The 20,727-nt window shown below is 51.9% G+C and carries 13 protein-coding genes; 3 read left to right on the forward strand and 10 right to left on the reverse strand.

Annotated elements, in window-relative coordinates; genetic code table 11:
• Window positions 1-17: 17 nt before the first annotated feature.
• Entirely contained in the window at window positions 18-4,472 is a 4,455-nt protein-coding gene (gene gltB, locus QWI17_RS16200; RefSeq protein WP_302723561.1) for a glutamate synthase large subunit, read from the reverse strand.
• Between the two features lie 540 nt (window positions 4,473-5,012).
• Between gltB and QWI17_RS16205 the strand changes: the two genes are divergently transcribed.
• Window positions 5,013-7,022: an Ig-like domain-containing protein gene (locus QWI17_RS16205; protein ID WP_302723562.1), complete on the forward strand. Its 2,010-nt coding sequence runs from the start codon at window positions 5,013-5,015 to the stop codon at window positions 7,020-7,022.
• A 139-nt stretch (window positions 7,023-7,161) separates the two neighbouring features.
• On the opposite strand, the gene QWI17_RS16210 is transcribed toward QWI17_RS16205, so the two are convergent.
• The 8 genes from QWI17_RS16210 to QWI17_RS16245 are packed head-to-tail and all read right to left on the reverse strand — an operon-like array spanning window position 7,162 to window position 15,234.
• Window positions 7,162-8,625 carry an SPOR domain-containing protein gene (locus QWI17_RS16210; protein ID WP_302723563.1) on the reverse strand — a complete coding sequence of 488 codons (1,464 nt, stop codon included), beginning with the start codon at window positions 8,623-8,625 and terminating at the stop codon, window positions 7,162-7,164.
• 12 nt (window positions 8,626-8,637) lie between these two features.
• Window positions 8,638-9,723, reverse strand: coding sequence for a 3-dehydroquinate synthase (aroB, locus tag QWI17_RS16215; RefSeq protein ID WP_302723564.1), 1,086 nt, complete (start codon window positions 9,721-9,723; stop codon window positions 8,638-8,640).
• 46 nt (window positions 9,724-9,769) lie between these two features.
• Entirely contained in the window at window positions 9,770-10,291 is a 522-nt protein-coding gene (locus tag QWI17_RS16220) for a shikimate kinase (protein ID WP_302723565.1), read from the reverse strand.
• Window positions 10,292-10,294: 3 nt separating this feature from the next.
• Window positions 10,295-12,409, reverse strand: a complete 2,115-nt coding sequence (locus tag QWI17_RS16225; RefSeq protein ID WP_302723566.1) for a type IV pilus secretin PilQ — start codon at window positions 12,407-12,409, stop codon at window positions 10,295-10,297.
• Between the two features lie 36 nt (window positions 12,410-12,445).
• A complete protein-coding gene (locus QWI17_RS16230) occupies window positions 12,446-12,982 on the reverse strand; it encodes a pilus assembly protein PilP (RefSeq protein WP_302723567.1) in 537 nt (178 codons plus the stop codon).
• Window positions 12,972-13,589 carry a type IV pilus inner membrane component PilO gene (locus tag QWI17_RS16235; protein WP_302723568.1) on the reverse strand — a complete coding sequence of 206 codons (618 nt, stop codon included), beginning with the start codon at window positions 13,587-13,589 and terminating at the stop codon, window positions 12,972-12,974. Before QWI17_RS16235 ends, QWI17_RS16230 begins: the two co-directional genes overlap by 11 nt.
• Complete coding sequence (locus QWI17_RS16240) at window positions 13,589-14,167, reverse strand: PilN domain-containing protein (protein WP_302723569.1); 579 nt, start codon at window positions 14,165-14,167, stop codon at window positions 13,589-13,591. The genes QWI17_RS16235 and QWI17_RS16240 overlap by 1 nt, the downstream gene beginning before the upstream one ends.
• A complete protein-coding gene (locus tag QWI17_RS16245; RefSeq protein ID WP_302723570.1) occupies window positions 14,167-15,234 on the reverse strand; it encodes a pilus assembly protein PilM in 1,068 nt (355 codons plus the stop codon). Before QWI17_RS16245 ends, QWI17_RS16240 begins: the two co-directional genes overlap by 1 nt.
• A 155-nt stretch (window positions 15,235-15,389) precedes the next feature.
• Here QWI17_RS16245 and QWI17_RS16250 point away from each other — a divergent pair, with 155 nt between their 5' ends.
• Window positions 15,390-17,846 carry a penicillin-binding protein 1A gene (locus QWI17_RS16250; RefSeq protein WP_370659593.1) on the forward strand — a complete coding sequence of 819 codons (2,457 nt, stop codon included), beginning with the start codon at window positions 15,390-15,392 and terminating at the stop codon, window positions 17,844-17,846.
• Between the two features lie 84 nt (window positions 17,847-17,930).
• Here QWI17_RS16250 and rpmE read toward each other — a convergent pair whose 3' ends face one another.
• The gene (gene rpmE / locus QWI17_RS16255) at window positions 17,931-18,149 is read right to left on the reverse strand and encodes a 50S ribosomal protein L31 (RefSeq protein ID WP_302723572.1); all 219 of its coding nucleotides are present in this window, start codon (window positions 18,147-18,149) and stop codon (window positions 17,931-17,933) included.
• A gap of 308 nt (window positions 18,150-18,457) precedes the next feature.
• On the opposite strand from rpmE, the gene QWI17_RS16260 reads away from it, so the two are divergent.
• Window positions 18,458-20,647 (forward strand): primosomal protein N', encoded by a 2,190-nt coding sequence (locus QWI17_RS16260; RefSeq protein ID WP_302723573.1) that lies wholly within the window; start codon window positions 18,458-18,460, stop codon window positions 20,645-20,647.
• The last annotated feature ends 80 nt before the right edge of the window (window positions 20,648-20,727 follow it).

The raw sequence follows: 20,727 nt of genomic DNA on the forward strand, positions 1-20,727 counted from the left end.
CTGTTCAACCTAAAGAATTATTCGCCGTGTGTTTTAAAACTTTCTAACAAGCTTTTAAAACTGGCTGCTTTAGGTTTGACTAACCAGAACTTACCCACATAATCATCAAACTTAGCCAGCAGCTCGGCACCCCAAGTGCTGTCGGTTTCACGAGTAAACTCTTCAATTATGCCGCGCAAGTGATTGCGGTGCGCTTCCAAAGATTCGGTATCAACACGATGAATCTCTACCAGCTCATGGTTGTAACGATCAACAAAGTTATTGTTCTCGTCGAGCACGTAAGCGAAACCACCGGTCATGCCTGCACCGAAGTTAACACCGGTATCACCAAGCACCGTGACCACACCACCTGTCATGTATTCACAGCAGTGATCACCTGCACCTTCCACCACAACGTGTGCGCCAGAGTTGCGCACGCCGCAGCGTTCACCGGCCGTACCCGAGGCGAACAGCTTACCGCCGGTAGCACCATACAGGCAGGTGTTACCGATGATGCTGGTTTTGTTGGATGCAAACTCAGAGCCCTTCGGTGGTCGAATAACAATTTTACCGCCGGCCATACCTTTGCCGACATAGTCATTGGCATCGCCTTCAAGGTACATATCCAAACCACCAGCGTTCCATACGCCGAAGCTCTGGCCGGCAATCCCGGTCAGGTTCAGCTTAATAGGCTTCTCGGCCATACCCTGATTGCCGTAGCGCTTGGCTATTTCACCGCTGATGCGCGCACCAATGGAGCGATCGCAGTTGGTAATATGAAAAGAAAATTCACCACCAGATTTCGCTTCGATGGTTGGCAACAGCTCGCGCACCATAGCTTCTGCCATTTCGCCTTTGTCGAAAGGCACATTGCGCTCAACACCACAAAGCTGCGGCTTAGTCGCCAAGAAGTCGTCGGTATGAACCACTGGGCTCAAATCCAACTGCTTTTGCTTGTTGGTAACGCCTTCGGTCAGCTCCAGTAGATCCACCCGGCCGACCAGCTCCGCCAGCGAGCGAACCCCAAGATCTGCCATCAGCAGACGCGCTTCCTCAGCCACAAAGCGGAAGAAGTTTTTTGCCATTTCAACCGTGCCGATATAGTGATCGCGGCGCAATTTGTCGTTCTGGGTAGCAACACCAGTCGCGCAGTTGTTCAGGTGGCATATACGCAGGTACTTACAGCCCAGCGCCACCATTGGGGCGGTACCAAAGCCGAAGCTCTCGGCACCCAACATGGCAGCCTTAATAACGTCTAAGCCGGTTTTCAAGCCGCCGTCTGTTTGCACCCGCACCTTATCGCGCAGGTCATTGGCACGCAGGGTCTGATGGGTTTCCGACAGGCCTAACTCCCAAGGCGAACCCGCGTAACGAATCGAGGTTAACGGACTGGCCGCTGTACCACCGTCGTAACCGGAAATTGTGATCAAATCAGCGTACGCTTTCGCTACACCCGCGGCGATGGTGCCCACGCCCGGACGAGAGACCAGTTTCACAGACACCAGTGCATCCGGGTTCACTTGCTTGAGATCGTAAATCAGCTGCGCCAGATCCTCGATCGAATAAATATCGTGGTGTGGCGGCGGTGAAATCAGGGTTACACCGGGCACTGAATAGCGCAGACGCGCGATTAGATCATTCACCTTACCGCCGGGCAGCTGTCCACCCTCACCAGGCTTGGCGCCCTGAGCAACTTTAATCTGCAAAACTTCTGCGTTCACTAAGTAATGCGGCGTTACACCAAAACGGCCCGAAGCAATCTGTTTGATTTTCGACACTTTAGGGGAGTTAAAGCGAACAGGGTCTTCACCACCTTCACCACTGTTAGAGCGGCCGCCTAGGCTATTCATAGCCTCAGCTAAGGCTTCGTGAGCCTCCGGCGACAGTGCACCCAAAGACATACCGGCAGAGTCAAAGCGCTGAATAATTTTTTCTATCGGCTCAACTTCATCCAACGCAATAGGTTCATTGACACCGCCGCGCACTTTTATCAAATCGCGCAGTGTGGCAACCGGACGATCGTTCACCAGATCCGAGTATTTTTGCCAGTGCTTCCAATCACCCGACTGAACCGCAACCTGCAGCGCTTGCACCACATCGGGGTTAAAGGCGTGATATTCCTGACCGTGAACGTATTTGAGTAAACCACCCTGAATGATTGGCTTGCGATCCAGCCAGGCAGTTTTTGCCAACGCTTTTTGGTCGGCCTCTAAATCTTCGAACCGGGCACCCTTAATGCGTGATGCAGTGCCGGTAAAGCACATATCAACTACATCTTCTGCCAAGCCAATCGCTTCAAATAATTGGGCTCCGCGGTAAGAGGTAATGGTGCTGATACCCATTTTAGACAGAATCTTTAACAGCCCCTTATCGAGACCTTTGCGATAATTCTTGTAGGCGTGATCCACATCGGTGAGCAACTCGCCCTTGTTGATCAAGTCATTCATCACATAGTAACTGAGGTATGGGTACACCGCGGTAGCGCCGTAACCAATCAAAGTCGCCACCTGATGCGAATCACGTGCAGTGCCGGTCTCTATAACGATATTGGCATCGCAGCGCAGCCCTTCCTGTGTCAGGTAGTGGTGTACCGCACCGGTTGCCAGCAGGGCATGAATTGGCACCTGGCCCTTGGACAGCCCCATATCACTCAATATAACGATGACCACACCGCTTCGCACAGCCTCAGCCACCTCACTACGCAGCGATTCAATGGCCTGTTGCAGATGAGTAACGTCCGGATCGTATGCCAGCGTAAACGTCTGTGCCCGGTAGTCGTCACGACCTAAGTTTTTCAGCGCGCGGAATTTGGACGGCGACAAGACCGGAGAGGTCAGAATCACCCGGTTGGCATGCTCTTCCGTTTCCTCATAAACCGATAGCTCACGACCTATACAGGTTTCCAGCGACATGACGATCGCTTCGCGCAACGGGTCGATCGGAGGATTAGTTACCTGCGCAAATTGCTGACGGAAGTAATCGTACAGCTGACGTTGCTTACTGCTGAGCACAGCCATAGGGGTGTCATCCCCCATCGATCCTACGGCCTCCTGACCACCTTCAGCTAGCGGGCGCAACACTTGATCGCGCTCCTCAAAGGTGACCTGATATTGCTTCATATAGGCTTTCATGACATCGGCGGCCAGGCCATTTTCTGCCACATCAGACTCAAGCGTGGACTCTATACGAACCGCATTGTCTTTCAGCCACTGCTTGTAAGGCTTACCCTGCTTGAGTTGTTCATCGATATCTTTGGTGTGATACAAATTTCCGGTCTGAGTGTCTACCGATAGTATCTGACCTGGCCCCAAACGACCTTTAGCCACCACATCTTCGGGTTTGTAGTCGTATACGCCTACTTCTGAGGCAACCGTAATCAAGTCATCCTTGGTGATAACCCAGCGCGACGGGCGCAGGCCATTGCGATCCAGAGTACATACGGCATAACGGCCATCGGTAATCACCAAACCGGCAGGGCCATCCCAGGGCTCGACGTGCATTGAGTTGTATTCATAGAAGGCGCGCAGGTCAGAATCCATATGCTCGACATTCTGCCACGCAGGCGGCACCAGCATACGAATTGCCCGGTGTAGCTCCATGCCACCGATCAGCAGCACTTCAAGCATATTGTCTAAGCTGGATGAATCGGAGCCAGTGCGATTCACCAAAGGTGCCACTTCGGAGATTTTTGGCAGCAGCGGCGTAGAGAACTTATCGGTACGCGCCACAGACCAATTGCGGTTACCCATGACCGTATTAATCTCACCATTGTGCGCCAACATACGGAACGGCTGAGCCAGCGGCCACTTGGGTGAGGTATTGGTGGAGAAACGCTGGTGGAATACACAGATTGCTGTTTCCAGACGCTCGTCGGCCAGATCGGTAAAGAACTGGGGCAAATCCACCGGCATCATCAAGCCTTTATAAGACAAAATGCCGGTGCTTAGGCTGGCAATATAAAATGACGGATCGTCTTTGAGCGCCAACTCAGCGCGGCGACGGGCCATCAGCAGCTTGGCACCGAACTCTTCTTTCGGGATGTCGTCCGCAGCATTAATAAAGATGTGGTTAAACAGCGGCAGCGATTCAAGCGCCATTGGCCCCAAACAGCTGGAGTCCACCGGGACTTCACGCCACCCGGCCACCTCAAGTCCCTCGCCCTGCAACGCCTCTTCCAGCGCTTTGCGTGCCGCTTCGGCCTGCTCAACACTGCGGCTTAGCATGACAGAACCTACACCGTAGAGCTCATTGAGGGGGTTGCAGCCAGCCTCTTGCGCAACCGCGCGCAAGAAAGAATCGGGCTTTTGCAGCAGTAGACCACAGCCGTCACCGGTTTTGCCATCTGCCGCAATGCCGCCGCGATGGGTCATGCAGGTCAATGATTCGATAGCAGTTTCGAGTAAGCGGTGGCTGGTTTTACCTTTTAAATGGGCAATCAACCCAAAGCCACAATTGTCTTTGAACTCGTCCAAACTGTACAGACCAGTGGTCATACGCTGTCTCTCAATTAATACTGTTTAAACTCGCACCGTCGCATAAATCAGCCCATTGCAGTGCGCCAGACAAAAAAGCCCCTGAACTAGAGGGGCTATACAAATGGGCGCAGAATATTACCCGCTGGAGCCATTTTAGGCAAGCGGGCGAGCAAAATGCCGGCCATTCACGACCGTACAGATTTTGTTAGATTTGAGGTGCCAGAACTGTTGTTTCGAGATTAGGGGCAACCGCTCAAAATTGCAACACACAATCGCCAAATTGGCGCCGCCGGTACTGAGAAACTACAATAACACCTACCAACAAGAGCCTGAAATTAAAAGAATTTGTAAAAATGTGTCACTAATCGACATTTTAATCCAATCAGGCCTTTATCCCGCTCGAAAATTGCGCTAGTTTAAGCAATTGGAGCGGTGTTTCGAGTATTTTGTGCTCGTAAACCCAGAATTCACACCGAAGATAAGCACAGTCAAACTCAAAGGCATATAGAATTCGGTGGCCAGGAAATAAGACAATACCGATAACTTCAGGACATAGACATGCGGATACAGACATTCGGGTCACGAGCATCGACACTCACCAGCATCTTAATACTGACCGCAGGTCTCGCGGCCTGTGGCGGCGGTAGCAGCGGCACTGCGCTTGACGGCATCAATGGCGGTGGTGGAAGCAGCAGCAGTGCTGGTGGAGATGCCGGCAATGATCTTGCGCAAATTGGCGCAGGTAACGGTACCGACTTTCGCGCCGGCGAGATAAACGTTGGCATCGGCGAATCTGCACTTTCCGCGGGCGGCAACACGTTGCTTAGCGTAAATGTGGTCAACAACGGCAGCCTAATCACCGACAGCGTGCAGGTTACCTTTACATCACCCTGCTTTGCCAACGAGGAGTCCCTGTTTGAGCCGCGCGGTGGATTAACCTGCGATGCGGACTGCCCCACCAACGTTGTTAACACCAGTAACGGACAAGCTTCTATCCGCTACATCGCTAATGGCTGTGTAGGCTCAGACAGCATTCAGGCGACAACCAGCTACGGAGGTAGCGTAATTTCCGCTTCTGCTACCATCGAAGTAGAAGCCGACACGGTGAGCAGCCTTAGCTACATTGATGCCGATCCACAATTTATTTCACTGAAAGGCACGGGCGGAGACGAATCCACCTCTATTCGCTTTCGTGTTAAGGGCAGTACCGGTGCCCCCATGAAAGACGTCAATGTTAGTTTTGAACTTAATACTACCGCCGGCGGCCTGAAACTCGTTAACGACAGCGCCATCAGTGATAACGACGGCTACGTCAGCACAACCGTGCAATCTGGCACAGTGCCAACAAGCGTTCGAATCACCGCCACAACCGATGGTGGAATATCAACTCAGTCGAGTGAAGTAGTAGTTTCAACAGGCCTCCCCGACCAGAACAGCATGAGCATTGCGGCGTCTGATATTGCTCCTAACTCGTGGAACTTTAATGGTGTTACTTCGGAGATTACCGTCAACGTAGCAGACGCCTTTAATAACCCCGCCCCAGACGGTACCCCGGTATATTTCACCACAAGCGGCGGCGCGATTAGCTCGGCCTGCTTAGTTTCAACCAGCCTTGATGATGACGCTTCGGGCCGCTGCAGTGTAACCTGGCAGAGTCAAAACCCTCGACCCGAGTTTGATCAAAACTTCACCATCGACGAGCAGAATTTAACTTTAATATGCCCTGATGGCAATCGGGCCGGCACCAATGGTTCGGAGTGCCGGGACGGAAGACTTAAAATTGTCGCCACAACCATAGGTAATGAGTCTTTTATAGACAGTAACGGCAATGGCCTCTACGATCCGGAAGTAGATGTGTTTTACAACGAGGACAGCCAGGAGGGCGACCCTGCGGCCCGCCGACAGAATTGTCTAAATAACGTCCCCACGTCAGGCTCTGCCTCGCACCAAACGTCGCAGAACTCCGACGCCTACGGTTGCGACGACCTAGGAGATCCCTACATAGATAGAAACTTCAACGGCCGGTACGATGCCCAAGAAGAAATAGCAACAATCAATGAAGAGGTCGATCAGGAATATAACTACGGCAATGAAATTTACAATGGCGTATTGTGTCGCGCCGAAGATGAGACAGCGGGCTTGTGCAGTCGCGCGCCTATATTGGTCCGCGATGACATGCTTCTGGTCATGTCGTGCAACAGCACCTTGCGCACCAGCGACGGCCGGCTTCCCGGGCAACCCACTCAGGCTGTTGATGTGCCATTGGGAGGCGTGGTCTCAATCGCAATGCTGCTAGCCGACTGCAATGGCAATGGCATCCCTGGCGGTACGGAGCTTTCATTGGATTTCACCGGTGCAGGTATTGATTCAGCCGAAGTTTACCCCAACGGGGGCGTGGCCAAATCGCAAGAACCTGGAATTATGCAGGTTGTATTTGTTGGAGGCACAACCGAGCTACCAAGTGGCCTGGCTGCTATCAACATAGAAATTCCGGGCCCCTTTGGCGGCAGCGTTATTGAAACGGTTTTCATCTCCGTCACTAGCTCGAGCGTTATTGAAGAAGACTAAACGGCTATTCCCTGCCCAGAGCAAAGCCCCTTATCGACAACGACAAGGGGCTTTGCTGATTGCGCTAGAGACCTGTGTATTTTACCTTTTTGCTGTCACCTAACAATCTTTCAGCTTTAGCAGAAAACCCATAGCAAACCTAATCTTTAGAAATCTCCCTCTGAATATCCGTTAGCGGTCTCAGCCACGGCCCCGCAGCCAGTTGCGTTGAATTTAAACTGGTATCTTTAGCCGCTTGTGCCTCTGGCTTAGTCGCGAACCGACCGGCCACTACAACAAACCAAGCCTTTCCTTTTCGCCTTGTGTTGTAGATACGCAATATATCAGAGTTGCTTTGCTCCTCCACATAGCGCTTTGCCGAGCGTAAACTGCTCACACCTAACACCTGATAAGTAAAGTCACTTGCTATCCACGACAACAACTCAAGCTCATCATCGCTATATTCAATCCACTCAGGCCTGACACTGAAAAATTGCTCCTCCACCGGCACGTTAGGCTCTGAGGTAATACTTTGAGGTGAAGCCGCCTCTGAGTGCCCCCCCTCCTCCAAAGCCTGATCAGCCACAATACCCTTAGGCTCCAACGACTCGTCAAACTCATGCCCCGCACCAAGGTCCAATTCCCGATCAATAACACGATCAGGGGCTTGAAAAGCAGTGCTACTGCTTGAATGCTCCGCCTGTGAAGTATTATTTGACGGTTTTTCTAGCTGTGCGCTCCTTGGCAATTCGAGCCTGCTTGTGACCAGCGACTCCTCAGGTCCATCATCAGAACTATAAAGGTAGATTACGGAAAGACTTGCGATTAAGGCGGCGACAGCGACAATATGCACAACCGGTAATGAGTGCCGGGCCTTTGGTTTGACTTGGTTAATAGCCGCACCATTTTCCATTATCTCCCTGCGAGCCAATTCAAGAGCTCGCGCGAAACTGCCATCAGCTACCTGCCATATATGCTCACCTACTTTCAGATCGAACACTAGCTCATCTGCACCTGCATGTAAAAATCGCTGATTCAGCCATGCGGTTAGCTCAGCTGCATCGGGCTTTGGCAGAGCAGCCGTAAATGTAGTGCAGGTCAAATTTTCTGGTATAACATCACAAGCAGGTACACGCCCTAAGAGCAAAACCTTGAGCCGACCGGTCTGAAAAACCTGCAGCCGGTCTAAAGCTAACAGCCAATCAATAGTTTGTTTCGCAGGAATACGATCAATATTGTCGATAACAATAAAAACAATCCCTAAACCTTCCCCATTGATCACTTGCGCCGCGCCGGCAAACCATTCGACTGGTTCACCACCAGTTGGGGGCGGCAACAGTAACCAATCATTGAGTTTGTGAGCGATCTGGAGTGCCCCCTCACCCTTCTGTGCATCTAAAAATAGCGCCTCATGGCTCGCCCCTAGCTGGCGGCATGCCCACTGAGCGAGAACTGTCTTGCCCTCCCCAGCACATCCGCTGAGGTAAGCTAAAGACTGAGAGAATTCAAGCTCGTGTACCAGCAGCTGGCCCAGCTGAACCAACCCGGGCCAGAGCTCGTCTTGCTCAGAAGTAAATGGATCCGAATGTAAATCCAGCTCGTCCATATAATCAATAATGGGCAATGGCCTCTCCACCTATGTTCGAAAAGCGTCCAAGGTTTGCAACAACAATTCACTATCAATATCGGACGTCACAAAGGCCTCACCTAGGCTCTTCAATAATATAAGACGCAGCTGACCATCCTGAACTTTCTTATCAACTGACATAAGGTCTAGATACTGCTGGTTTGTCATATTGGCTGGCCCTTTGATCGGTAGACCCGCGAGCTCAATCAATTTAATTGATCGATCGAGAACATCGCTTGCCAACAACCCCATACGCACAGACAGGTCTATTGCCATTAACATCCCGGTGGCAACGGCCTCGCCATGTAACCAAACACCATAACCCTGAGCATTTTCGATAGCGTGGCCGAACGTGTGACCAAGGTTGAGAATGGCACGAACACCGCCCTCGCGCTCGTCCTGGGCAACCACTTTAGCTTTGTCGTCACAAGAGCGCTCAACACAGTAGGACAGAGCCTCTACATTACCGGCCATCACACTATCAATGTTCGACTCGAGCCAATTGAAAAACGGGGCATCGCAAATCAACCCATACTTGATTACTTCGGCAACCCCCGCGGCGAGTTCACGTCTGGGCAGTGACGCGAGCAGTGCGACATCGGCGATCACTGCTTGCGGCTGATAAAACGCACCGATCATATTCTTGCCCAGTGCATGATTAACGCCTGTTTTCCCTCCCACCGAGGAATCCACCATAGATAAGAGCGTTGTAGGTACCTGGATGAAATTTATCCCGCGCTGATAACTGGCCGCAGCAAAGCCTGTCATATCCCCGACGACACCACCGCCCAACGCAATCAACGTGCAAGACCTATCAAAGCGCTGCTCCAGCAAATGACTAAAGATACGGTCTAACGTAGCCAGGTTTTTATGAGATTCACCATCGGGAAGCACTACTGTCGAGACTTCAAAGCCTGCGCTGCCAAGTGATTGTCGATAGTGATTTAAGTAAAGAGGGGCAATGGTCTCATTCGTGACCACGCAAACCTGTCTCCCATGAATATGGGACTTCAGTAGATTATCGTTCTGTATTAAGTCAAAACCGATATAAATAGGGTAGCTGCGCTCACCCAGCTCGACACTCAACTTTTTCATAGCAGCCCATCTGTATTAAAAACCGCTATATTAGCATACTAGAGCCTTAGCTCCTGCTACGCCCAAGCTGCTGTAATATCTCCTGAACCGCCGCTTTAGGACCGTGACGGTCGGTGTTTACCGTGAAATTTGCCACAGACGTATAGCTAGGCTCTCTTTCCATAAGAATCTGAGCGATTTTTTCGCGAGGATTTTCGACTTGAAGCAGAGGCCGCTTCTTGTCGCGAGCGGTACGCTCAGCCAACTGCTCAAGTGAGGCACGCAGATAACAGACCGAACCGTGATTGCGCATAAGCTCAATATTGGCCTCCTGAGTCACTATGCCACCGCCGGTTGCAATGACCGCAGCCCGCATTTGGCAAAGATCAGAGAGTACATTGGTTTCACGCAGACGAAAACCTTCTTCGCCTTCCATATCAAAAATCCAGGGAATATCGGCGCCGGTACGCTCCTCAATAACCCGGTCAGTATCGACGAAAGGCAAACCTAACTCGCTGGCCAGAAGTCGACCAATAGTGGACTTGCCGACCCCCATGGGGCCGACAAGAAATACGTGGGGCTTACTCATGGATCAATCGGTCAGCTCATCCGACATAATGCGCGGAGTAATGAACACGAGTAGCTCACTCTTTTCTGTCGCTACTGTATCTCGGCGGAACAATCGACCAAGGTAAGGAATGTCCCCCAAGAATGGCACCTTATCGATACCCTTGAGTTGCTCCATTTCAAAAATACCGCCCAGTACAATTGTCTGGCCATCGTTCACCAACACTTTCGTTTGCACATGCGTTACATCGATAATGGGAACGCCAAACTCTTGGTTAAACTCAGCTAGCAGATCCTTCTTGATAATCAAATCCATAATAATGTTGTTATCAGGCGTAATCTGCGGGGTCACATCCAGCTCCAACAATACCTCTTTAAATGAGGCTGCTGTAGCACCACTGGCAGAGGCCTCCTGATACGGAATTTCACTACCGGTAGAGATCACGGCTTGTTGCTTGTCGCCCGTCACAACTTTTGGCTGCGAAACAATTTCCGCATAGCCGTTGTACTCCATGGCAGAAAGCTCAAGATCAAGATAGGTGTTGTCAGTCAAAAGGCCAAACGCAATACTTCCTACAGGGTTAGCGACCCCTAGATCAACCATCATATTTTCATTCAGATTCATTGACCCACCACCGTAGATGAAATCAGCCGGACTACCAGGGGAGGAGTCCAGACCCGAAGTAGAGCCGCCCACCTCAAACAGTGCGTCGCTGGTCAGGCTTGCGCCAACGCCGCCCCAACGAACCCCCAGCTCTTCGCGGAAGTCTTTATTAGCAATTACCAGTCGCGCCTCAATCATGACCTGCTTAATCGGCACGTCAATTTCTTCTAGCAAACGCTTAAAAGCTTCAACGCGATCGGCGGTATCTGTAATGATGATTGAGTTAGTACGCTGGTCAACCACCGCATGGCCTCGCTCGGACATCAGCGAGTAGGTCGCTCCTCGATTACTGTCGCGACGATTTCCACTTTCCCCACCCATTGCGATATTAAATACTTCCTCGGCACTGGCATAACTGATGCGAATATATTCAGTACGCAGCGGTGCCAACTCCTCTAGCTGCCGCTTGGTAGACAGCTCCTGACGCTCGCGCTCGGCAATTTCTGCAGCTGGCGCTACCATCAAGACGTTACCCTCCTGACGCTTGTCGAGCCCTTTCGTTTTTAGCACCATATCCAGCGCTTGATCCCAGGGTACGTTGTCCAGACGAAGTGTAATCCGCCCTTGTACCGTATCGGACGCCACCAGATTGAGATCAGTAAAGTCGGCAATAATCTGCAATACCGCACGCACTTCAATATCCTGGAAATTAAAGGATAGACGCGCCCCCGTGTATTCAAACAACCGCTCCTGCTCGGCTTTTTCTCGCTCTGTTAGCGGCTTGACGCTCACCACGTAACGATTGCCCGTCTGATAGGCAAGGTAGTCGTAATCACCTTCAGCTTTAACATTGATAACGGCATCGCCCGAGTCATTATCGACAGAAATCAGGTGGACGGGAGTGGCAAAGTCAATGACATCCAGACGGCGGCGCAACGCTTGTGCCACAAAGGTGTTGGAAAAGCGAACCCGCAAACCCTCAGAAGTATCGCGCATATCAGCACTGATTGTACTGTCAGACAAGTCGACAATAATACGACCTTCACCGTCCTCACCCCGACGAAAGTCAACAGCCGATATCTCACGCTCACCACCGACATCCCCACCTTTACTTTGCTCAACCGCAGTGGCAGTTTCGGTCTTACGATTACTGACTTTCAGCTCTGACGAGCCCGCCCCCACTTCGACAAAATAGGTATTTCCCTCAACCCGGGCATTGTAAGAAGACAAGCGCTCCAGATTGATGATCAAGCGTGTGCGTTCACCTGATGTCAGAACCAATGCACTGTTGCCATTATCAAAAGCCAGAGGATACCGACGCTCGGCCAACTTGCTAACGACTTCGGGAAAATCCAGAACGATACGTGCGGGACTTTCTATGGTGTAGCCTTCCGGCTCCGGTGGTGCATCACTAAAGGTCAACTGTACCTCAAAGCGCTGATTAGGCAGCTCGGCGAAGCGAATATCGTCGAGGGTAGCAGCCCCAACCAGTGGAGCCAGCATCGACACCAATAACAAAGCTAGAGTGTTTTTCATCTTAAACCCCACTAAGAACAAAGCACGCATGACTGCCTATTCCTTTTCTTCTAATTTAATAATACGAGGACGCTCGACCCAGCCGCCATCGCCATCGGCAACAATTTCCATCACTTCAATTTGATTGGGTGATGCCGTAATGATTTTGCCGTGATTCCGCCCCATATAATTTCCAATAGTAACCGGTTCAACACTGCGCTGACTTCCGGGCCCGGTGTCTACCAACGCCCAAAGGGTACCGTTCTGCTCTACAGTACCCACCATACTCATATTGGTGATACTGAAGTTTTCTAAATATTCTTTGGGGCGACTTAAATCTGGCTCTACGGTTTTACCGCCTTTCACGCTGGCCAACTCTTCAATCGGCCGCTCAAAAGGACTACGCAACGTCATCGCAGCATAAGCAAATGGCGGCAACGGGCGAAATACTGGCAATGGCTCTATTTGTTTCCCAGGGCGCCGCTTGGTCTCCTCGATCTTATCTCGCAACCCGTTAAGATCGCCACCGCCACCACAAGCCGCTAACATTAGCACCATTGGAACCACTACCAATTTGGAGAATCTATTGCGCATCGCCTTGCTCCCCTCCCTGGTAATAATACGTTTTAGCCGTAATCTGCATGGTAAGATCACCACCGCCGTCGGATTGCTCAATCGAGAAGTCGTGCAAAGTAACGATACGCGGCATGCCAGCAATCCCACTGACAAAACCGCCGAAATCGTGGTATCCACCCCTAACACTCACCTGTATGGGTTTTTCAACGTAATACTCTGCATCCTGCTCTGCTTGCAAATCTAATTTAAAATCACCCAACCCACTCTCGACACTGCGCGCATCTATATCGTCTAGTAAGCCGGCAACTTCTGTATCTGTCGGCAAGCGAGAAAGCAGTGACTCAAAGGATGCCTTCATCTCTTGCATTTGCTCTTTGTAAGCGTCCAGGTTGGCAGCCTGCGCGGCCTTCGATTCAAATGAACTCCAAAGTGTTCGCTCTTTCGCTTGCTCACCAGACAATTGCTGCTCAATAGTCTTCACCTTGAACCAGTAGGCCGCGAAAACAAGAGCGCCAGCGATAAACAAACAAATGAGAATCTTCGTCGGCAGAGGCCATACACCCAGTTTTTCTGAGTCGCTATAATCAAACTCCCGCGCTCGCTCTATTGAATCTTTCCAAGACATTAGTTCGCCTCCTCTTCGGCCGCTTTGCGGAGCTCTGGCGACAACACTGCCTTAACAGTCATCTCAAATGAGTTAGCCTGACCACCCTCCTCTGGCGCCACTTCAACCGAGGACAGGTTAGGCTCGTCGTACCAATCGGAAGCGGCTAGGTTGCGCATAAAACTCGATACGCGGTTATTCGACTCAGCGATACCTGAAATACTGACGATACTTCCGACCCGCGAAAGCTCAGTTAAAAACACACCGTCAGGCAGGGCGCGAACCAAGTCATCGAATTGATGCACAATGACCGAACGGGTACCTTCCAGGTCTCTAATCAACCTCATCAACTCAAGTAATTCTTCGCGACGGGTTTGCAGATCTTCAATTTCTTTGACTTTTTTATCGAGCTGGGAAATTTCTTGCTCTAGCATTTGGTTACGCTGTCGCTGGTGATCCACCTTGCCGTTTACATGAGATATCCAGACAAACGCCACCAATCCAGCGATCACTGCCACGCCAAGCATTATGACTATAAATTCTTTCTTCTTTTCCTCGCGATATTTGTCGCGCCAGGGTAGTAAGTTAATTGTCGCCATCAGTCAAAACTCCTCATCGCCAAGCCCGCAGCCACCATCAATGAAGGAGCGTCATTCGCCAGAGCCGCCGCATTTACCCTTGAGGCCACCGACATATTGGCAAACGGGTTTGCCACTAGGGTTTGAGTACCCAGTTTCTCTTCGATTAACTCAGTCAAGCCTTCCATTGACGCAACGCCACCTGCCAACACAATGTAGTCGACATCGTTGTACTCACTGGCGGAGAAAAAGAACTGTAACGAGCGGGTAACCTGTTGAATCACAGCTTCTTTAAATGGTTGCAACACTTCCGATTCGTAATCATCGGGCAGACCGCCCTGTTTTTTAGCAAGGCCTGCCTCGTCCGCTGACAACCCATAGCGCCTTTGTATTTCTTCAGTCAATTGACGGCCGCCAAACAGCTGCTCACGGGTGTATACGGTTTTACCGTCCACTAGCACGCTCAAGGTTGTCATGGTGGCCCCGACGTCGAGCACCGCGACCACTTGATTGTCCTGATCTTCCAGTTGCTCGAGGACAAACTCAAAGGCGCGCTCCATAGCGTAAGCTTCGACATCAACCACCTTCTCTTCAAGGCCAGCTAGCTGTATGGTTGCCACGCGAGTGTCGATATTCTCAGTTCGGCAGGCGGCGAGTAAGACCTGCACCTGTTCTGGGTCATCGGGCGACTCCCCCTGAACTTCAAAATCAATGGATACCTCGTCGGTATCGAATGGGATATATTGATCGGCTTCGATGTATATGCGGTTTTCCAGATCATCGTCTGATAACCCGGCGGGCATTTCGATCACTTTAGTGATCACAGCAGAGCCTGCCACAGAAACTGCAGCTTGCCGCAACTTGGTCTTCGACTGTTTGACCAACGCCCGTATCACCTCCGCCACCGCTTCTTCGTCGTTGATATTTTTCTCAACGACAGCGTTCGGCGGTAATGGTCTGACCGCATAGGTTTCAACCCGGTAGCGGTCGCCATTGCGGCTCAACTCCAGGAGCTTGACCGAAGTAGAACTGATATCCAGCCCTAACACCGGCTTGGTCTTTTTATCCAGGAACCCGAAAATGCCCATTTTTCTATCTATATCCGTAACTTAGCCGTCGTTTATGTTATAGCACTTTAAGTTAAGCCTGCAACAAGAACGTACGTATGTAAACAGGAAAAAACCCCGTATAATGCGCCCACCATGCGGTAAAAATCGCTAACCCACTAATTCCCATAGAAAAAATGCTTAAAAAATATTCTTTTTTCAAAGTCGTTTTCTGGCTATTCCTCGCGGGATGCGGTGTGACCGGCGTCACGTTTGCCGGCCTTTACCTGTTCCTCGCCCCTAAGCTGCCCGATGTACAAACTCTGCGGGAGGTTAAATTACAGACTCCACTGCGCATTTATTCAAGTGATAACAAGCTGATTGGTGAATTTGGTGAACAGCGCCGCACCCCCATCAGTTATAACGAGATCCCGCCGTTATATATAAAAGCACTACTTTCGGCAGAAGACGCTCAATTCTACGATCATAACGGCGTGTCCATCAGAGGACTTTTGCGAGCGGCATCACAATTATTACAAACAGGCCAGATTCAATCCGGCGGCAGTACAATCACTATGCAGGTGGCACGCAACTTCTTCCTAACCTTTAGGCAGACCTTTGCCCGCAAATTCAATGAGATATTGCTCGCCTTACAGATCGAACGCGAACTCACCAAGGCTGAAATCCTCGAGCTTTACAGCAATAAAATTTACTTTGGTAACAGAGCCTATGGTATCCAGGCTGCCGCAAACGTTTATTACGGAAAAGACATCAGCGAGTTAAGTTTAGCTCAGTGGGCGATGATTGCCGGATTACCGAAAGCGCCTTCAGCCTACAACCCTCTAGCCAACCCAGAGCGAGCGCTGATTCGACGCAACTGGATTCTGGGTCGTATGCTTGAGCTGGGCAATATTGACCAGGCAACCTATAACGGTGCAATCCAGGAGCCCATTAGTGCTAAATATCACGGCCTGACACCAGAACTCTACGCCCCCTACGTTGCCGAAATGGCGCGACAATATGCAATCGACCAATTCGGTAATGCGGCTTACAACGACGGTTACATTATTTACACAACCGTAAACTCACGCTTACAGGAAGTCGCCCAGCAGGTACTGGTCGAAGGCGTTATCACTTACGATCAACGCCACGGCTATCGGGGCGCCGAGGCCAATCTCGGATTAGAGAACCCAGACAGCTGGCTTGACCAGCTCGACAGTTTCCCTACGTTCGGCGATTTACGCCCCGCTGTCGTGACCGCAATTGACGAACAGAGCGCCGACATTCAGTTTGCCGACGCAAGCACCTACCAACTGCAATGGGAAGATGGGCTGTCCAGCGCACGCCCTTACGTAAACGAGAGCTACAGGGGCAAGCGTCCGCAAACCACCTCCGATATAGTTAAGCCCGCAGAAGTCATTCGCGTAAAAGCGAGCGAGGAAGGCTGGAAGCTCTCTCAGCTTCCTGAAGCCGAAGCCGCGCTGGTCTCTCTCAACCCGGAAAACGGCGCTATCGTGTCCCTTGTCGGCGGTTTTGACTTCAACAAAAGTAATTTCAACCGCGTGACGCTTTCGACTCGCCAGCCCGGCTCATCCTTTAAACCTTTTATTTACACTACCGCGCTCGAGAATGGCTTTACCCCAGCCACCATAATCAATGACGCCCCTATCGTTATTGAAGACGCCAGCCTCGAAGGCACTTGGCGACCTGTCAACGACGGGGGCAGCTTTCTCGGTCCAATGCGCATGCGCACTGCCCTGTACCGTTCGCGAAATCTAGTCTCTATTCGAATTTTGCGCTCTATCGGTATGGAGGCCGCTCATCGCGGTATCGGCAGGTTTGGCTTCGACGCTGAAGCACTTCCCTATGATCTGTCTCTGGCACTGGGAAGCCACGATGTAACACCGCTGCAACTCGCGGAGGGCTACGCCACCTTCGCCAACGGCGGGTTCAAGGTGAGCCCTTTTTTAATTTCTCGCATCGAGAATGTAGATGGCGAAGTTTTGTTTGCAGCGGCACCCGCCACCGTCTGTCGTGAATGTGAAGGAAAATCTCTGGCGCCCCACGTGAACGAGGAAGCCCCAGAGGCGCAAACTTTAGAAGAGCTGCTTGGCAGCAAAGCCGATACGGCTGCTAAAGACCCACAACCGGAACTCCCCCGCGCACCGCGAGTGCTCGACGCCGAAACGGCGTTTATTGCGGATTCAATGCTGCGCGACGTCATTGCGCGCGGCACAGGTAGACGCGCTCGCGTGCTAGAACGCGGCGATATAGCGGGTAAAACGGGTACCACCAATGGCCCTCGCGACGCCTGGTTCGCAGGTTATAACCCCAATATCACCACCATTACGTGGCTCGGCTTCGACAACAACACCAATTTGGGAAATAACGAATATGGCGGCTCCGCGGCGCTCCCCATCTGGATAGACTATATGCGCGAAGCACTTAAGGATCACCCCGAGGTTCCCGCGCGCCGACCAGAGGGAATCGTAACCGTTCGGATTGACCCCGAAACCGGCAAGCGCGCATCCGCTAACGACCCGGATGCAATTTTTGAGATTTTCCGTGCCGACAGTGTCCCCACGGCACCTGAAACTGACGCCAACACCCAAGACAATGGCACGGTCGATATACTGCCGGAAGAGCTTTTTTAACAGACAATACTATTGCCACTCAATTACAGGCATAAAAAAACCCGCTAAAAGCGGGTTTTTAAACTCGATCTCGCTAACAATCGCTTACTTTTTGCCGCCAATGCGGGTAGCAAAGCGCTTGTTAAAGCGGTCGATACGGCCACCAGTGTCTACCACCTTCTGCTTGCCGGTGAAGAATGGGTGACACTCAGAGCAGACATCAATATGGAAGTCTTCGCCCAGAGTGGATCGAGTTTGAATTTTGTTGCCGCAGCTGCACGTGGCAGTTACGTCTTCGTATTTTGGATGGATATCTGCTTTCATGGTCATTGCCCGTGTTGTCTATACCGCCACCCGATCATAAAACTAGATCAGCCTCTGTGCCGAGCACGGTACTTCAGGTTGCTAAGTACTTAGGGGCGGCGATACTACCACAGCTAACGACCAAATCAAGAAAAAATGTGCAATATTCACACGATTGGGCTGGCGTGCGGATAGGGCGCTGAAGCCTATCACTAAATGCATTAAGCTATCGCACTCAAAAGTAACCCTGGTAGCCGCCTCTATGAACTGTCTAGCATCACCATCCCGACAACACTTAGGCCCCTGCCAGTGAATAACCACCCAAAGCTATGACACCTCTAAACTTGGTTCAAATCGCTCTGCCCGTGCCCCTGCGCCGGGTATTTGACTACCTGTGGCCAGCGGATAGCCCCCACTGCCCGGCAGGCTCTCGGGTTGAAGTGCCTTTCGGGAATCGTACACTGATAGGCATAGTGGTTAGTTTTAGCGACCAAAGTGACACCCCGCGAGAAAAGCTCAAGCCCATTAAGCAGGTTATTGACCGCACCCCTGTGCTCAACGACGAGCTGCTCGGCCTTATCATTTGGGCCGCGAATTATTACCAAAGCCCCATCGGCGAAGCTCTGCAAACAGCCTTGCCAGTTCTACTCCGTCAAGGCGCCCCACTGCAAGCGCAAACCTCAACCAGCGAACAGTGGTGGCAACTCACAACGGAGGGCCTTGGCCTGCCCGACAACGCGCTGCGTAAAGCGCCGCAGCAGGCGCTACTACTGGCACACCTGCGCGCAAACAAATGCTGCCCCTGGAGTAAGTTAAAAGAGGCAGGCTACGCCCGGGACACACTGCTGCGCCTGCGGGGCAAAGGGCTGGCTGTAGAGGCCCAAGAACCGCCGCCAGCGCCCACTGAGCGTCCCCTAGTGCTTAACAGTGAGCAGCAAGCCGCTCTCGATGCCATTAGCTACAAACACTATCAAACCTACCTGCTAAACGGCGCCACAGGGAGCGGGAAAACAGAGGTCTATCTGCAAGCCATCGCCCAACTACAGCAGCAGCGAGCTGGCGCGCAAACGCTGGTTCTGGTACCGGAGATTGGCCTCACCCCGCAAACCATTGGCCGCTTCAAAAAGCGCTTTGGCGGCACTCTCGCGGTTTTACACTCGGGGCTCAACGATCGTGAACGCCTCAATAGCTGGGTTCGTGCAGCCACTGGCGAAGCTCAGATCATCGTTGGTACGCGCTCAGCGTTGTTCACCCCGATGATCACCCCGGGGCTGATTATTATCGACGAGGAACACGACACGTCGTTTAAGCAGCAAGATGGGTTCCGCTACTCGGCGCGCGACCTTGCCTGCGTGCGCGCCAAATCCCTCAATATTCCCTTAATACTTGGGTCCGCTACGCCGGCACTGGAGAGTTTGCACAACGCCAAGATGGGACGCTTTCAAACGCTCCCCCTGCAACAACGCGCCAACCGTCAAGCTGCCCCACTTATTGAAGTTATTGATACCGTAGAGCACAACCAAGGATTAGCCATACCAAGCCTGCAGGCGATTAAACGGCACTTGCACCAAGGCAACCAAGTTCTGGTATTTCTTAACCGCCGAGGCTATGCGCCGACGCTTAAATGCCGCGATTGCGGTACGGTAGTCTGCTGCCCCAACTGCGATGCCCGACTCACCTTACATCACACCCCTAAACACTTGCACTGCCATCACTGCGATTTTCAGCGCGGGGTATTGCGCAGCTGCGAGAGTTGTCATGGCCGCAACCTGGAACCCATTGGCCAGGGCACAGAGCGCAGCGAAGAAGCACTGGCAAAGCGCTTTGCGGAGTTTCCCGTGTGGCGCATTGACCGGGATAGCACCCGCAACAAGGGGGCTCTGGAGTCCCTATTCAACCGCATTAACAGCGGAGAACCCTGCATTTTGGTGGGCACGCAAATGCTGGCCAAGGGACATCATTTTCCCAAGGTAACGCTTGCGGTCATTCTTGATGTCGATGGCGGCTTGCTCAGTGCCGACTTTCGTGGCCCCGAACGTTTAGGCCAACTTATTACTCAGGTGGCGGGACGATCGGGGCGCGGTGAGCGCCGCGGCGAAGTGATTTTGCAAAGTCAAAACCGCGATCACCCTCTGCTGCAACAATTAATTCATCAAGGCTATGGCGCCTTTGCCGACGCGCTGCTCAGTGAGCGTGAAATAACGCAAATGCCGCCCTACGCTCCCATAGCACTTATTCGTGCAGATGCCCTAAATGCCGATAGCCCTCGCCACTTTCTTACTGAACTTAAGCACCAACTAAGCGCTTTGGCCGAACAACATCAAGTACAAATGTTAGGCCCGATGCCGGCACTTATGGAAAAGAAAGGCCAGCGCTACCGTCACCAATTACAATTGAAGGCCCATACGCGTCACGCACTGCAAACATTTCTAGCGACTTTGAGCATGCGACTTGAGGCAAATAAAGCTCCCCGCGATCTGCGCTGGTCGATCGACGTTGATCCACAAGACATGGGTTAATATTGCTCAATACGGATAGCACCCTGCTCAGTAAGCGGCCCAGTTCTCGCTCATCCCATAGATTGACGCCCGGCTCATCG

This window comes from Gilvimarinus gilvus, from assembly GCF_030518155.1.
GTDB lineage: Bacteria > Pseudomonadota > Gammaproteobacteria > Pseudomonadales > Cellvibrionaceae > Gilvimarinus > Gilvimarinus gilvus.